Source organism: Pseudomonas sp. LLC-1 (assembly GCF_002992185.1).
Classification (GTDB): Bacteria; Pseudomonadota; Gammaproteobacteria; order Pseudomonadales; family Pseudomonadaceae; genus Aquipseudomonas; species Aquipseudomonas monteilii.
The window spans coordinates 261629-276138 of the sequence record NZ_LUVY01000012.1 but is presented as its reverse complement, the minus strand read 5'-3'; the positions used below and the strand labels follow the sequence as shown (position 1 = coordinate 276138).

13 protein-coding genes are annotated in these 14510 nt (G+C 62.3%); 4 read left to right on the top strand and 9 right to left on the bottom strand.

The features are described 5' to 3' along the window. Window positions 1-60: 60 nt before the first annotated feature. Complete coding sequence (locus tag A0O30_RS12110; protein ID WP_105946646.1) at window positions 61-969, top strand: LysR family transcriptional regulator; 909 nt, start codon at window positions 61-63, stop codon at window positions 967-969. Here A0O30_RS12110 and A0O30_RS12105 read toward each other — a convergent pair. Then, window positions 929-1657, bottom strand: coding sequence for a FadR/GntR family transcriptional regulator (locus tag A0O30_RS12105; protein WP_105946645.1), 729 nt, complete (start codon window positions 1655-1657; stop codon window positions 929-931). The genes A0O30_RS12110 and A0O30_RS12105 overlap by 41 nt on opposite strands. 96 nt (window positions 1658-1753) lie before the next feature. Between A0O30_RS12105 and A0O30_RS12100 the strand changes: the two genes are divergently transcribed. Continuing rightward, the gene (locus A0O30_RS12100; protein ID WP_016711466.1) at window positions 1754-2500 is read left to right on the top strand and encodes a FadR/GntR family transcriptional regulator; all 747 of its coding nucleotides are present in this window, start codon (window positions 1754-1756) and stop codon (window positions 2498-2500) included. A gap of 6 nt (window positions 2501-2506) precedes the next feature. Here the strand turns inward: A0O30_RS12100 and A0O30_RS12095 are convergent, their stop codons facing one another. The 8 genes from A0O30_RS12095 to A0O30_RS12060 all read right to left on the bottom strand — a co-directional run bounded on the left by A0O30_RS12095 (window position 2507) and on the right by A0O30_RS12060 (window position 12530). After that, window positions 2507-4309 (bottom strand): glycosyl hydrolase family 28 protein, encoded by a 1803-nt coding sequence (locus A0O30_RS12095; protein ID WP_105946644.1) that lies wholly within the window; start codon window positions 4307-4309, stop codon window positions 2507-2509. A gap of 28 nt (window positions 4310-4337) precedes the next feature. Continuing rightward, entirely contained in the window at window positions 4338-5114 is a 777-nt protein-coding gene (locus A0O30_RS12090) for an ABC transporter ATP-binding protein (protein ID WP_025753685.1), read from the bottom strand. A gap of 11 nt (window positions 5115-5125) precedes the next feature. Then, window positions 5126-5965, bottom strand: coding sequence for an ABC transporter ATP-binding protein (locus tag A0O30_RS12085; RefSeq protein WP_105946643.1), 840 nt, complete (start codon window positions 5963-5965; stop codon window positions 5126-5128). 11 nt (window positions 5966-5976) lie between these two features. Continuing rightward, a complete protein-coding gene (locus tag A0O30_RS12080) occupies window positions 5977-6891 on the bottom strand; it encodes an ABC transporter permease (RefSeq protein WP_105946642.1) in 915 nt (304 codons plus the stop codon). A 62-nt stretch (window positions 6892-6953) separates the two neighbouring features. Further along, on the bottom strand, window positions 6954-8564 hold the full coding sequence (locus A0O30_RS12075; RefSeq protein ID WP_105946641.1) for an ABC transporter substrate-binding protein: 1611 nt from the start codon (window positions 8562-8564) through the stop codon (window positions 6954-6956). A gap of 50 nt (window positions 8565-8614) precedes the next feature. Further along, window positions 8615-9628, bottom strand: coding sequence for an ABC transporter permease subunit (locus A0O30_RS12070; RefSeq protein ID WP_016711470.1), 1014 nt, complete (start codon window positions 9626-9628; stop codon window positions 8615-8617). Window positions 9629-9696: 68 nt separating this feature from the next. Continuing rightward, window positions 9697-11307 (bottom strand): ABC transporter substrate-binding protein, encoded by a 1611-nt coding sequence (locus tag A0O30_RS12065; RefSeq protein WP_105946640.1) that lies wholly within the window; start codon window positions 11305-11307, stop codon window positions 9697-9699. 68 nt (window positions 11308-11375) lie between these two features. Next, window positions 11376-12530, bottom strand: a complete 1155-nt coding sequence (locus A0O30_RS12060) for a mandelate racemase family protein (RefSeq protein ID WP_105946639.1) — start codon at window positions 12528-12530, stop codon at window positions 11376-11378. Window positions 12531-12873: 343 nt separating this feature from the next. Between A0O30_RS12060 and A0O30_RS12055 the strand changes: the two genes are divergently transcribed. Next, window positions 12874-13599: an oligogalacturonate-specific porin KdgM family protein gene (locus A0O30_RS12055; RefSeq protein WP_016711473.1), complete on the top strand. Its 726-nt coding sequence runs from the start codon at window positions 12874-12876 to the stop codon at window positions 13597-13599. Between the two features lie 75 nt (window positions 13600-13674). Further along, window positions 13675-14493, top strand: a complete 819-nt coding sequence (locus tag A0O30_RS12050) for an NAD(P)-dependent oxidoreductase (protein ID WP_105946638.1) — start codon at window positions 13675-13677, stop codon at window positions 14491-14493. Window positions 14494-14510 lie beyond the last annotated feature (17 nt).

Genomic DNA, 14510 nt, shown 5'->3' with positions numbered 1-14510 from the left:
GACGCTGATTCAACAAGAAAACAATACCCATCGCGTCTCGATCAATACCTGAGAGGTATCATGGAATTACGCGATCTGGACCTTAACCTGCTTCTGGTTTTCAACCAGTTGCTGATCGACCGCAAAGTTTCGACCGCTGCCGAAAACCTGAACCTGACCCAGCCGGCGATGAGCAACGCACTGAAGCGCTTGCGCACGGTGCTGCAAGACGAATTGTTCGTGCGCACCTACCAAGGCATGGAACCCACCCCCTACGCCCTGCAATTGGCAGAGCCGGTGACCACTGCCATTCACACACTGCGCGATGCATTTGCCAGGCAAGACACCTTCGACCCGCGCACCAGCAACCGCCGCTTCACCATGGCCATGACCGACATTGGCGAAATCTACTTCATGCCAAAGCTGATGGACGCCTTTGCCAGCCTGGCGCCCGGGTGCACCATCAGCACACTGCGCAACTCCACCGACACCCTCGCCGAAGGGCTACAAAACGGCGCCATTGACCTGGCGGTTGGCCTGTTGCCGCATTTGCAGGCGGGGTTCTTCCAGCGGCGACTGTTCCACCATCGTTATGTGTGCCTGTGCCGCAAAGGGCACCCCGCTACGCGGCAGCCACTGACCGTGGAGCGGTTCGCAGGCTTCGATCATGTGAACGTGGTGGCAGCCAATACCGGGCATGGCGAGGTGGACACGTTTTATGCACGGGCGGGGGTGGTGCGCAACATTCGCCTGGAAGTGCCGCACTTTGTGGCCGTGGGGCATATCTTGCAGCGCACTGATTTGCTGGCGACGGTGCCCGAGCGGTTTGCCGCCAGTTGCGAGGTGCCGTTCGGGCTGAGCGTCCTGCCGCCACCGGTGGCGTTGCCGAACATCGAGATCAACCTGTTCTGGCACGGGCGGTACAACAAGGACCCGGCCAACCGATGGCTCAGGCAACTGATGTTCGATCTGTTTTCGGACACTCACTGACCGCTCGCCGGGCGCGTGTCAGGCAGTTGACCAGGTGCAACCGCATGGCAGCACGGGCAGCGCCGGCATCCTTGCGGGTGATCGCGGCATGCACTTGCTCGCGCTCCCGCGCTTCCAGTGCCCGCTGCTCGGCATCGCCCCCTGACACTGCTGGCTGGGCCGCCGCCAGCAAGGTATGCCCAAGGTGGGTCATGGTGTCGATGAAAAAGCTGTTGCCCGTGCATTGGGCTATCTGCAAGTGAAACTCGAAGTCGGTGCGCATGCAGGGCGCAGACTGCGTATCGACGGCCCCATCGAGCGCCGCCCGCATCGCAGCCAGTTGCTCCGGGGTGGCACGCTGGGCAGCAATGGCAGCCGCCTCGACCTCAAGGCACAGCCGCAACTCGATGATCGCCACCGCGTTGTATGCGCCGCCCATTCCGGGGCTGGCACTCTGGAAGTCACCTGCCGGGATGGCATCTACCACGAAGGTGCCGATACCACGGCGGGTTTCTACCAGGCCTTCGGCCTGCAACCGTGACATGGCTTCACGCACCACGGTACGGCTTACGCCACGCGCTTTGGTCACGGCTTCTTCGGTGGGCAATTTGCTACCCGCCGGCAATTCACCCGAGAGAATCTGCTGCGACAGGTCTTGTACCAGTTGCTGGGCGAGATTCAGGCGTTTTTCCGGGGTGGCAGAAGCCATTGGGCGAACCTTTGCAATACGGAAGAGCCCGGAGTATACCCGCTGCCCGGGGCCAAAACGCACTATACTGGCCGCTGCCCACACAAGAGCACAGCAATGCCGGACCCTACCACCAGCCCCACCCAACCGCCCCGCCGCCTGGCCGAAGCGCTGGTCGAACGCTTTGCCCAACGCATGCGCGAGGGCACACTCAAGCGTGGTGACAAGCTGCCGACCGAAGCGACGCTGATCGAAACCGAAGGTGTCAGCCGCTCTGTGGTACGCGAAGCGCTATCGCGCATGCAGGCAGCGGGCCTGGTCGAAACCCGCCACGGTGTGGGCACCTTCGTGCTGGACATGCCTGCACCGGAGAGCTTCAACGTGGGGCCGGCAACCATCAGCCTGCTGTCCGATGTGCTCGACCTGCTGGAATACCGCCTCAGCCTTGAAGTGCAAGCCGCCGGCATGGCCGCCGAACGGGCCACGCCGCAAGCGCTCGAAGAATTGCAGCAAGCATTGGAGGCGCTGATGCAGGGCCCGGAAAAATCCGGCAGCACGACCAACGCCGATTTCCAGTTTCACCTGAAAATCGCCAAGGCCGCAGGCAACCAGTACCTGATCGACATCATGAAGCACCTAGGCACCAAGATGATCCCCCGCACGCGCATGAACTCTGCCTACACCGGGCAGAGCAACCGCAGCACCTACCTGGCCGGCATCAACGCCGAACATCAGCAGATCTACGACGCCATCGCCAGCCGCCAGGTCGACGCGGCACGCGCCGCCATGTACCTGCACCTGAGCAACAGCCGTATGCGCCTGCGGGAGGCGCAACGGCTACAGGCATTCTACAGCGAGGCCTGACTGAGGCTACGGTGCGGGCTCCACGTCCGTGTAGGCAAGCCCTTGGCTGCCCTGTACCTGCCAAGGGTTGGCGCCCCCGGTATCGGTAAAGCGAAGCCCGTCGAAGCGCGAATCCTTCAGGCCATCGATCTTCACCGGGGCCGGCCCACTGAAGCGCACCCGCTCGAACACCAAGCCCTGGTGCCAGGCGCCATGGCTGCTATCGCCTTTCACCTCGATGGCGGCTGTGCGGGCGTTTTCCACGCTCACGTCGCTGACCGTGATATCCCGGAACTGCCCCGCCACCGTCGAGCGTTTGTAATCGAGTTTGGCATTCGGGTCGTTGTAATCCAGGGTGAAGATGAAGGCCTGTTTCGCCGTGTTGCGGATGGCCGAATCCCGGAAGGTGACGTGGCGCGCACCACCGCCCATGAAGTTGGTGCTTTTCATGCGCAGCCCGGCATCGGTGCCATCCGAGACGTTGTCCTCGGCCAGGATGTTCTGAATCCACGCGCCGGTATGGCTGCCCGCCACGACCATGCCATGGCCTTTGCGGAAATAGTTGTTGAAGATCCAGGCATCCTCCTGCGCCTTCTGGTGGACCGCATCCGCCCCGGTACCGGCGGCGAAGTTGACGCAGTCGTCACCGGTGTCGAAGAAGTTGTTGAACACCAGGGCGCCGCGGCTGTTGGCAAACTCGATACCGTCGCCGTTGTTGGCGTCGTAGGTACGGTGCGTGGTGTTGGCCAGCACCACATTCTGCGTTTCCAGGTTCATGATGCCGTGGTAGGCCGGGTTCACCACCGTGAAGCCGCCATAGAACACGTTCGTCACATTGCGCAGGGTGATCAGCGACGAGCGCATCTGGCCGTAGGCGTCCTTGACGTTCATGCCCTCGGCCACCGCCCGCTCTACTTGCGCCTTGGCCAGCACGCCATCGTGCATGTAGCGGGTGTTGTCGCTGGGCAGGTAGAAGGGCAAGGCTTGCCCGCGCTCGTCGACCACGTCCGGGTTACGCTTCCAGCCATTGCCGTCGATGGTGCCCTTGCCGACGATGCGGATGTTCTCGAAGGCCTGGTGCGCATGCGGGTCGCGCGGCAAGACATTGATCAGCGAAGCCGGGCGCACGGTGGTGGAATACGGGTACTGGATATAGCCCTGGCGCGGGTAGTCCTCGGCACGTTCGGAACCCAACAGGGTAGCGCCCTCGGCGATTTCCAGGGTCATGTTGCTCTTGAGGTAGAGTGCGCCGCTTTTGTACGTACCGGCCGGCAGCAACACCTTGCAGCCCTTGCTGCAAGCATCGATGGCGCGCTGAATGGCAGCCGTGTCGAGCGCCTTGCCATCGCCCTTGGCGCCGTAGCGCTGCACGTTGAACAGTGCCGGTACGGCGGTGGTTCGCTGCACCACCACGGGGCTGTCAGCAGACTCTTTGCCATGGCGATCGACCGAGCGCACGGTGAAGCGGTACTCGGTATCAGGTGCAAGCCCTTGGGCGGTGAAGCTGTGAATGGCGATGCGGTGGTGGAAGTTGTGCAGGTCCTGCTCGTAGAACCGGTCGATGTAGGGTTTGGCCGGTGACACCTGATCGTTGTTGGCGTTGCTGGCACCCAGCAATCTGCCATTGGCATACACGTGATAGTCGACGATTTCGGCATGGCTGGCGGGCTTTTCCCACACCAGGATGATCTGCCGGTCGTCGTAGGCCAGCGTCGGCACCTGGACCTTTGCAGGGGCCTCTACGGCCCACAGTGGCAAGCTGCTGCCCATGGCCAGGGCAGCCACGGCAGCACGCACCCGCGAAGCGGGCGCAGGGTTGGCATTCGGCATGTTCTTGTCTTCCTTGTAATTGCCGGGTTCAGGCCGACAGAGCCGGGGCGGCGTCGGCGCTGAAGTCGCGGCTGGCTTGCACCAGCATTCGGGTGTAATCGTGGGTGGCCTGGTCCTGGCTCAGCGCCCGGCAGTCCAGTTGCTCGACGATACGCCCCTGCTGCATCACCGCGACCTTGTCGCACAGGTGGCTGACCACACCCAGGTCGTGCGTCACCATCAGGTAGGTGAGCTTCTCGCGCTGACGCAGGTCCGACAGCAGGTTGAGAATCTCGGCCTGCACCGACACATCGAGGGCCGACGTGGGCTCATCGAGCAACAGCACCCGCGGCTCCAGAATCAACGCTCGGGCAATGGCCACCCGCTGGCGTTGCCCACCAGACAACTGGTGCGGGTAGCGGTAACGGTAACTGTCGTTGAGGCCTACCTTGATGAGAATGTCGTTGATGCGATCGTTGCGCTCATCCATACCGTGGATCACCAACGGCTCGCGCAGTGCAGTGTCGATGGTATGGCGCGGGTGCAGCGAACCATAGGGATCCTGGAACACCATCTGCACCTTGCGAAAGTGCTCCTTGGGAAGCTTGTGCTGCAACGGTACACCGTCGATGCTCAGCGCCCCGCTCCAGTGCCGGTACTGGCCGGCCAGGCAGCGCAACACCGTGGTCTTGCCAGAGCCGGACTCCCCTACCAAGCCAAAGGACTCGCCATCTTCGACACTCAGGTCGACATTGTGCAGCACCTGGTTGAGCGCGGCGCCAACGCCAAAGCTCAGGTTCAACGCGTGTGCTTGGATCATGGACATGGTCAGTTACCTCAGCAGGAGAGCCACAGCGGGTCGCGTTGCAACACAGGCAAACGCGGGCGGCGGTTGTCCATGCTTGGCAAGGCGGCCAGCAGGCCTCGGGTGTAGGGGTGTTCGGCACGGTGCAGGTCGCTGGCAGCCAGCGACTCCACCACGCGCCCGGCATACATCACCAGCACCCGGTCACAGTAATTGCGCACCAGGTTCAGGTCGTGGCTGACGAAGATCAGCCCCATCTGCTGCTCTACCACCAGCTCTTCGAGCACGTTGAGCACCTGCTGGCGCACCGACACATCCAGCGCCGAGGTCGGTTCGTCGGCAATGATCACTTCCGGGTTGGTGATGACCATCATCGCAATCATGATGCGCTGGCCCATGCCGCCGCTCACCTCATGCGGATAAAGGTCGTAGACGCGCTTCGGGTCGCGGATATGCACCTTGTCGAGCATCTGCAGCACCCGTTCACGGGCCTCGCTGCGGCTGGCCTTGTGGTGTGCCAGGTAGGCCTCGGCAATCTGGTCCCCCACACGCACCACCGGGTTGAGCGAATACTTGGGGTCTTGCATGATCATCGAAATACGCTGGCCGCGAATTTTCTGCATGGCCTTTTCGCTGGCACTGAGCAGGTCGACATCGCCGAACTGCAGGGCCTTTGCGGTGATCTGCGCGCTGCCAGGGTGCAGCTTGAGCAAGCTGCGGCCAACCGTGGACTTGCCCGAGCCGGACTCACCGACGATGGCGAGCTTTTCCCGGCCCAGGGTGAACGACACATCACGCACTGCGTGCATCACTTTCTTGCCATTGACGAAGCGCACATTGAGCGATTCGACATTGAGTTTGACTGCTGACATAAAGCCTCCGGTTACTCGCTACGCGGGTCGAGAATGTCCCGCAGGCCATCGCCCAGCAGGTTGAACGCCAGGCTCACCAGCATGATTGCCGCACCGGGCACCGCTACCAGCCACCAGCACTCAAGCATGTAGCGCCGCCCCGTGGAGATCATCGCCCCCCACTCCGGCAAGGGCGCCTGCGCCCCCAGGCCGAGGAAGCCCAGCGCCGCCGCCGTGAGGATGATGCCGGCCATGTTCATGGTCAGGCGGATGATCACCGACGACAGGCACATAGGCACGATGTGGCGCAGGATGATGCGGGTCGACGACGCGCCCTGCAGCTCGACAGCCACCACGAAGTCGGCCTTGCGCAGCGACAGGGTTTCGGCGCGGGCCAGCCGTGCGATCGGTGGCCAGGAGGTTAACGCGATAGCCACCACCGCATGCTCAAGGCCAGGGCCCAGTGCAGCGATGAAGGCCAGCGCCAGCACCAGGCTGGGGAACGAAATGAAAATGTCGGTGACGCGCATGAACACGGTATCGACAATGCCGCCGAAATAGCCCGACACCGTGCCGATGAACAGCCCGATGGGGCCGACGATGACCGTCACCAGGGCGATGATGTAGAGGGTGATGCGGGCACCGTAGACCAACCGGCTGAAGATGTCCCGGCCGTATTCGTCGGTGCCGAACCAGTGCGCGGCACTGGGTGCCTGCAAGGCGTTGGCCAGGTTCTGGATGACCGGGTCGTGGGTGGCAATCCACGGCGCGAACGCCGCCACCACGACCAGCAGCAAGGCCACCAGCAGGCCTGCCAGGGTCATCGGGTTGCGCACCAGCAGGCGCAGCACCCGAAGGCTGCTTTTGCCAAGGGCCTCAAGGCTGGACGCGGGGGCGTCGGCCTGCCGCTTGGCGGTGGTTTCGGTGGAAGAGATGTTGGCAATCATCGGCATGTTCTCGATGTGGAGTCATGGCCACTCGGGGTACCCGCAGGTGCCCCGGGTGGTTCTCAACGTTGCTTGTAGACGCCCAGGTAGCGGGTGGCCTCGGCGTCATCGCCGCTGAAGCCCTTGACGTCGGCTGCGCTCACTGCGGTGTCGGTCATCTGGGAAATCATCATGATCGGCCCCACCTCGTCGTCGTAAAGCTTCTGCGCCTGCTGGTACATGCCCAGGCGTTTGGCCGCATCGCGCTCGACACCTACCCGGTCGATCAGGTCATTCAGCGGGGGGCTGAAGAACGACGCTCGCCAGCCCTGGAAGTTGGGCAGGCCAGCGCTGTCACTGTTATCGGGGTTGTAGACGAAGGTGCGCAGGCTGAAATACGGGTGCGGGTAACGCTCGGCGCCCCGCGCCACGATCATTTCAAAGTTGCGCGCGCGCATGGCGCCATACACCTGGTTGCCGGTACCGGTGACGATACTGGCCTTGATGCCACCTTCGGCCAGGGTCGACTGCATGCGTGCGGCGATATCGATGAAGGGCGGTTCGGACAGCGTGCGGATGGTTGTGCTGAAACCTTGTGGGTAGCCCGCCTCGGCCAGCAGTGCCTTGGCTTTGGCAACATCCAGCTTGTAGCCAGGGTCGGGCAACCGGGCCTCGAGCCCAAGCTGCATCGGTTGCTGGTTGAGCTTGCCGTAATGCGGCATCACCTGCTGGTCCAGGCCTTGGTAGTCGATCAGGTTGCGCACCGCTTCGCGGACTTTGCGGTTGGCGAACTCCGGCTGCTTCATGCTCATCGCGACGTAGTACATAGTGCCGCGCTGCAGAGCCTGCACCTGGAGTTTGTCCGAGCTTTCAATGGCCTTGATATCCGGCGCCGCCATGCCATAGGCCAGGTCCAGGTCGCCGCGTTCGAGCATCAGGCGCAGCGACTGCGACTCGGTCATGTGGCGAACCAGCACCCGTTTCATCTTGGCCGGGCCTGCCCAGTAACCGTCGAAGCGGGTCATCACCAGCGCATCGTTGGTACTCCATTTGGTCAGGGTGAATGGCCCGCTGCCGGCTTCGTTGGTGACCAGCCAGGCCGCGCCCAGGTCGCCGTTCTTCTCATGCTTGAGCACTTGCTGGCGGTCGACCACCACAGCGCTGGGCGATACGGCCAGCGAGTCGATCACCAGCAAAGGGTCTACCGGCTGCGGCAGGTCGACCACCAAGATATGGCTATCAGTCGCGCGGATCAGCGTTTGAATGTTATCGACACTGTAGCCGTACGCCTTCCAGGTGGTGGCCAGGCCATAGTTGAGCTTCATCACCCGGTACAGCGACCAGGCCACATCCTCGGCAGTGAGCGGGTTGCCGGAATGGAACGTGACATCAGTGCGCAGGTGGAAGGTGATCTGCTTGCCGTCTTCGCTGATATCCCAGCGTTCGGCCAGTTGCGGCAGGTGCTTGTCCGGGTTGCCCTGGTCGCGCTTGATGAGTGTGTCGTAGAGATTGGCGTTGATGCCAGAGGCATCCAGGCCGGGGGCGTTGGCCGGGTCGATGGAGAACAGGTTGACCATGCTCATGCCGACGATCAGCTGGTCGGCAGGGGTTTTCGCCTGCACCGCCGCGAGCGGGCCGAGCAGCAGCGCCGCGCCCAGCACAGCCATGCGCAGCGGTGGGAATACAGTCTTCATGGGGCATCCTTCTTTTTATAGTTATTCAATGTGTTCACGCTGATTGGGGGCTAGCGGGTCCTTGGGTCGAACACCTTGTACAGGGCGTCGCTGATCAGGTTGAGTGCGACGAAGATCAGGCCGATGATCAACACGCAGCCCATCACCGCGTTCATGTCACCGAGCATCAGGCTGCTGGTGAGGTACTGGCCGAAACCGGGCCAGGCAAACACGGTTTCGATCAGCACCGCCCCCTCCAGCAACGAGCCGTAGGCTAGGGCGACCACCGTGAGCAACTGCACGAGAATGTTGCGGAACGCGTGGTTCCAGACCACCTGGCGCCGTGACAGCCCCTTGACCCTGGCGGTGATGATGTATTCCTGCGACAGCTGCTCGAGCATGAAGCTACGGGTCATGCGGCTGATGTAGGCCACCGAGTTCAGCCCCAGGATCAACGCCGGCAGGACGATATGGCGCAACGCGCTGGTGAAGGCCTCCCAGTCACGCGCCAGTGCCGTGTCGATCAGCAGCAGGCCGGTAACCTCATCGACCATGCCGTCATAGGCCAGGTCGATGCGCCCTGCCCCACCTGCCCAACCCAGCCAGGCATAGAACACCAGCAGGCCCATCATCCCGACCCAGAAAATGGGTGTGGAGTAGCCAAACAGGGTAATCACCCGCGCCACATGGTCGCCGACCCGGCCCTGGTTGCTGGCCGCGACCACCCCCAACGGCAGGCCGATCAGCACGCCGAACAGGATTGCCAGGGTCGCCAGTTCGATGGTGGCCGGGAACACGCGCTTGATGTCTTCGAGCACCGGGTGGCCGGTGAGCAGCGCATTGCCGAAGTCGCCATGCAGCAAGTCGTTCAGGTAGAGCCCGAACTGGACCCAGATCGGTTTGTCCAGGCCCATCGCCCGGTACACCTGGTCGTAGGTGGAGCTGTCGGCATCCGGGCCGACCACTGCCAGCACCGGGTCCAGCGGCATGACCCGTCCGATGAAGAACGTCAGCGCCAGCAGGCCAAGCAAGGTCACCAGCACCGTGCTGGCCCGGCGAGCGGTGCCCGAGACACGGGCACCCATTACAGAGGCAGTCGAAGCAAACATAACAGGCTCCTGAAAAAGCATTCACCAATCACGCAGGCTTTGCCTCAACGCGACTTGTAGACGTCTTTGTAACGGGTGGTGGCCGCGGTATGGCCCTGGTAGTCCTGCACATCGTGGTAAAGCACCACGGTGTCGGTCATCTGCGACACAGGCAGGATGGCCCCCACCTGCTCGTCCAGGGTTTTCTGGATTTGCTGGTACTGAGCCAGCTGCTGCGCCTTGTCGGGCTCGACTTCCGCCTGCTCGATCAGGCGGTTCAGCTCGGGGCTGTAGAACGAGGTACGCCAGCCCTGGAAGTTGCTCAGCTTGGCTTCGTCGCGGTTGTCCGGGTTGTACACCAGGGTGCGCAGGCTTGAATGCGGGTGCCGCTCAGCGCCACCACCACCGCGCCCGACCAGGATGTCGAAGCTGCGCTCACGCATGGCACCGTAGATCTGGTTGCCGGTACCGGTGACGATGGTGGCCTTGATACCGGCCTGGGCCAGGGTCGACTGCAGGCTGGACGCAATGTTGATGAAGGGCGGCTCGGTGAGCACACGGATGGTGGTCTTGAAACCCTCGGGGTAACCGGCTTCGGCCAGCAGCTTTTTCGCTTCGGCCACGTTCAGGGCATAGCCCGGGTCATCCAGCCGTGCTGGCAGGCCAAGCGGTAGCGGGCGCTGATTGAGCTGGCCATAGTGCGGCATCACCGTCTGGTTGATGCCTTGATAGTCGATCAGCGAACGCACCGCCCGGCGTACGCGCACATCGTCGTAGGGCTTGCTCTTCACGCTGAGGGCCACGTAGTACAAGGTTCCGCGCTGCACGGTTTGGGTGCGAACGTTGTCAGACTTCTCCAGCGCCTCGATGTCTGGCGCGGACATGCCTTTGGCCAGGTCCAGGTCGCCCCGCTCCACCATCAAGCGCAGTGACTGCGACTCGGTCATGTTGCGCATGACGATGCGCTTGAGCTTGGCCGGGCCGCCCCAGTACCCGTCAAAACGGTTCATCAGGATGACATCGTTGGCGCGCCACTCCTTGAGCACGAACGGCCCACTGCCCGCCGCGTGGGTGGTCAGCCAGGCACTGCCCATGTCATCGCCCTTCTGGTGCTGCTGCACCACCTTGCGGTCGAGGATGAAAGCGCTGGGCGAGGTTGCCAGGGTATTGAGCACCAGCAACGGGTCAGTCGGCCGTGGCAGCTCGATGACGAAAGTAGCGTCATCAACAGCGCGCATGTGCTGGTCGACATTGCCCGCCGAAAACCCGTAGGCCTTCCAGGTCGACGCCAACGCCAGATTGAGTTTGAGTACACGCTGCAGCGACCAGGCGACATCCTCGGCACTCAGCGGGTTACCGGACTGGAACGTCACGCCCTTGCGCAGGTTGAACGTGAGGGTCTTGCGGTCATCGCTGACCTGCCAGCTTTCAGCCAGGGCCGGCAGCAGCCGGTCCGGCTGCCGCACGTCCTGCACCAGCAGCATGTCGTAGAGGTTGGCATTGACCTCGGACACATCCAGCCCGGTGGCTGCCGCCGGGTCGAGGGACAGCAGGTTGATCATGCTCATGCCGACGATCAACTGATCGGCCGGGGTTTTCGCAAAAGCAGCAGGTACCGAGGTCAGCGCCAGAGACGCAGCAAAGACCCCCGCCCAGAGTGTGGGGATAACGCTCATGTGAGATCGCCTTCTTATAGTTATTGGACGCTCGGGCGGCACGCAGCGACGCGTGCCGCCATGACGAATCAGAAGCTCTGCAGCGTATTGGTTTCGACGTAGTCGAAGTCGATGTCCTCACCCAGGCCCGGCAAGTTCGACAGGTGCACGAAGCCGTCTTCGTCCATCGGGTCGACCAGGCGTTTGAGGTAGGCAGGCACCTCGTCATAGTCAAGGTACGGGTGCAGCAGGCCGCGCTCGTACCAGGTGCAGTTCTTGATCGCCCCCACGACCGCCAGGTTGGCGGCACCGTTGCCATGGATCTCGCAATCCATGCCGAACGATTCGGCCATGTGCGCAACCTTCAGGCACGGTGCAATACCCCCCACACCAGCAACCCCCGCTCGCAGGATGTCGCACACATCGTTCTTCACCCAGCTGGCCCGGCTCAGGTGCTTGCCGCCGAGGCTTTCCGGGCCAAGCACCGGGATATCCAGCTGCCCGGCCAGCCAGGCGTAGGACTCGGCGGAGTCTTCCATCATCGGCTCTTCGAACCAGGCGAAGTCGAGCTTTTCCAGGGCGCGGCCGATGGTGAGGGCCTCGGTACGGCTGTACCAGTGATAGCCATCGATCATCAGCGCGATGTCCGGGCCCACGGCCTCGCGTACGGCGGCGCATGCCTTGATGTCCATGCTCACGCTGGGCGCGAACGACACTGGTGGCATCCAGGTGTGCAGCTTGATGGCCTTGTAGCCGCGCTTGACCAGGGTTTCGGCGAAGCGGCCGTACTCCTCCGGCGTCGACAGGCCGCCCGGCAACTCATCACCGCACATGGTCGAGCCATAGGCCGGCACCTTGTCGCGGTAGCCACCAATCAGCTTGTGCACCGGCAGGTTCAGCTTGCGACCGGCCCAGTCCCACAGTGCCTGTTCGACCAGCGCCAGGGCACGGTCGGTCAGCTGGCTGGCGCTGCCGCGCTGCCAGTGGGCCAGGTCGTGCCAGATTTTTTCACGGTCGAAGGCATTGGCGCCAACCAGCACCTTGCGCACGAAGTTATCCAGCACATAAGGGCGAATGAGTTCGGGCGCACCCAGCGCATAGCCTTCGCTGCCGCACTCGGTCCTGATGCGCAGCAGGGCCATTCTGGCCTGGGTCACATCACCTGGGTGGGCATGGCCGGCGCTGTCTACGGCGCGGCGCGTGGGGTAGGAATACACCTGGACGTTTACAGCAGTAATGATCATGGACGTCTGAGCCTTCTTATTGGATTTGTGGCGGGTGAGTCACGCTCTGGAGGCCATCCTACGTCATCATACAACATTTGAAAAGCATGACTTTAAAGTCGCGAAAAACCCCGATTCATGATGCTTACGGCAATCATGAGAACCCCATCACAAAGCATTGCAATAGCTGAAAATACCGAAATAGAGCCATCCAAACAGGTGATCAGACAACATTTCAATAATTCGTAGACAGCCTCACGGTCGTACGATAACTTATTTGAAAAATCACGGAGCGCTCACCACCTCACCCCACCTTGCTCACACGCCTCATCACGTCCTCAACAAAAACAAAAAAAGAGATCGCATGAACATCACACTTCGCCGCCTCATCGCCGCCAGTACGCTCGGCCTGTCGTTCTACGCCTGCGCGGACTCCGCCAGCATCAACTACCGGCACGGCTTCACCGAAGACGACAGCATTCACTCCGACCGGATAAAACTGAGTTACCGCAAGGACAGCGGCCTGGGGTTTGCCGCAGAAATCAAATACAAGACTGCCGGCGACCGCGAAGACGTCGCCTACGACAACATGGTCAACAACGGCCATGAGTTCACCGTGGACTACAACTACAAGACCAGCCCCAAGTCGACCTGGACCCCCGCCTTCCAGATGGACAGTTCCAAGGATGCGACCACCTACAAGTTCGGTTTGAAGTACAGCTACAAGCTCAGCGACACCTGGTATGTCGCCACCCGCGTGCGCCACGACGCCCGTAGCCTCGACCGGGATCAGGTCGACCACAGCAAGGCTGACCGCGCCAAGGACGACCAGAACACCACCCGCCTTGAAGGCTGGCTCGGCTACACCCCCAGCGGGCCGTGGGCATTCGAGTACCAGTACATCCACTTCACCACCGACTACATCCGCTACGACAACAAGAAGCGCGACTACGAGCAGAACCTGATCATCAAGTACAAGCTCAACAAGCAGTGGGCACCGTTCATGGAAGTGGGTGACATCAAGGTCAACAGCTACACGGACGATCGCCAGGCCCGTTGGCGCCTGGGCATCCAGTACAACTTCCTGTAAGGGCAACCGCCCGCCCATGCCGGTGTCGTTCCCCCACGGCACCTTCATGCCGTTTCAGTAAAAGGCCCCAAGACAATGACCAAGATCACACGCAAACCCTTCAACCGCCTGCTGCTCACCGGTGCCGCCGGCGGGCTCGGGCACGTGCTTCGCGAAGCACTGCAAGCGCACGCCACCATCGTGCGCGCATCGGACATCAGCCCCATGGCAACAGCTACGGGCGAGCATGAAGAAGTCATCAACTGCGACCTGGCGGACAAGGCCGGCGTACTGGCCCTGGCCAAGGATGTAGACGCCATCGTGCACCTGGGAGGCATCTCCACCGAGCGCGCCTTCGAAGAAATTCTGCAAGCCAACATCGTCGGCACCTTCCACATCTATGAGGCCGCCCGTAAGCACGGCATCAAACGCGTGGTGTTCGCCAGCTCCAACCATGTCACCGGCTTTTACCCTCAGGACGAACAAGTGGATGCGCATTCGCCACGCCGGCCAGACTGCTATTACGGGCTGTCGAAGGCCTACGGCGAAGACCTGGCGACGTTCTACTTCCATCGCTACGGCATCGAAACGGTCAGCCTGCGCATCGGCTCTTCATTCCCCGAACCCCGCAATGTCCGCATGTTGTCCACCTGGCTGAGCTACGCAGACCTGGCACACCTGGTGGAGCGCGCATTGCTGGCCGAGAACGTTGGCCACACCGTGGTGTATGGCGTCTCGGCCAACCGCGACCTGTGGTGGAACAACCGCCACGCCGCACACCTGGACTTCAACCCGAAGGACAGCGCGGAGCGCTTCCGCCCGGCACTGGAGCAGCAGCCAAAGCCCGCAGCAAATGACCCGACGGCCCATCTGCAAGGCGGCGCCTTCACCGCTGCCGGCCCTTTTGGCGACTGACCCCGATAGAGCGCAGA

Coding starts and splice junctions, on each gene's coding strand:
- A0O30_RS12110 (WP_105946646.1), top strand. CDS start 61: ATGGAATTACGCGATCTGGACCTTAACCTGCTTCTGGTTTTCAACCAG.
- A0O30_RS12105 (WP_105946645.1), bottom strand. CDS start 1,657: ATGGCTTCTGCCACCCCGGAAAAACGCCTGAATCTCGCCCAGCAACTG.
- A0O30_RS12100 (WP_016711466.1), top strand. CDS start 1,754: ATGCCGGACCCTACCACCAGCCCCACCCAACCGCCCCGCCGCCTGGCC.
- A0O30_RS12095 (WP_105946644.1), bottom strand. CDS start 4,309: ATGCCGAATGCCAACCCTGCGCCCGCTTCGCGGGTGCGTGCTGCCGTG.
- A0O30_RS12090 (WP_025753685.1), bottom strand. CDS start 5,114: ATGTCCATGATCCAAGCACACGCGTTGAACCTGAGCTTTGGCGTTGGC.
- A0O30_RS12085 (WP_105946643.1), bottom strand. CDS start 5,965: ATGTCAGCAGTCAAACTCAATGTCGAATCGCTCAATGTGCGCTTCGTC.
- A0O30_RS12080 (WP_105946642.1), bottom strand. CDS start 6,891: ATGATTGCCAACATCTCTTCCACCGAAACCACCGCCAAGCGGCAGGCC.
- A0O30_RS12075 (WP_105946641.1), bottom strand. CDS start 8,564: ATGAAGACTGTATTCCCACCGCTGCGCATGGCTGTGCTGGGCGCGGCG.
- A0O30_RS12070 (WP_016711470.1), bottom strand. CDS start 9,628: ATGGGTGCCCGTGTCTCGGGCACCGCTCGCCGGGCCAGCACGGTGCTG.
- A0O30_RS12065 (WP_105946640.1), bottom strand. CDS start 11,307: ATGAGCGTTATCCCCACACTCTGGGCGGGGGTCTTTGCTGCGTCTCTG.
- A0O30_RS12060 (WP_105946639.1), bottom strand. CDS start 12,530: ATGATCATTACTGCTGTAAACGTCCAGGTGTATTCCTACCCCACGCGC.
- A0O30_RS12055 (WP_016711473.1), top strand. CDS start 12,874: ATGAACATCACACTTCGCCGCCTCATCGCCGCCAGTACGCTCGGCCTG.
- A0O30_RS12050 (WP_105946638.1), top strand. CDS start 13,675: ATGACCAAGATCACACGCAAACCCTTCAACCGCCTGCTGCTCACCGGT.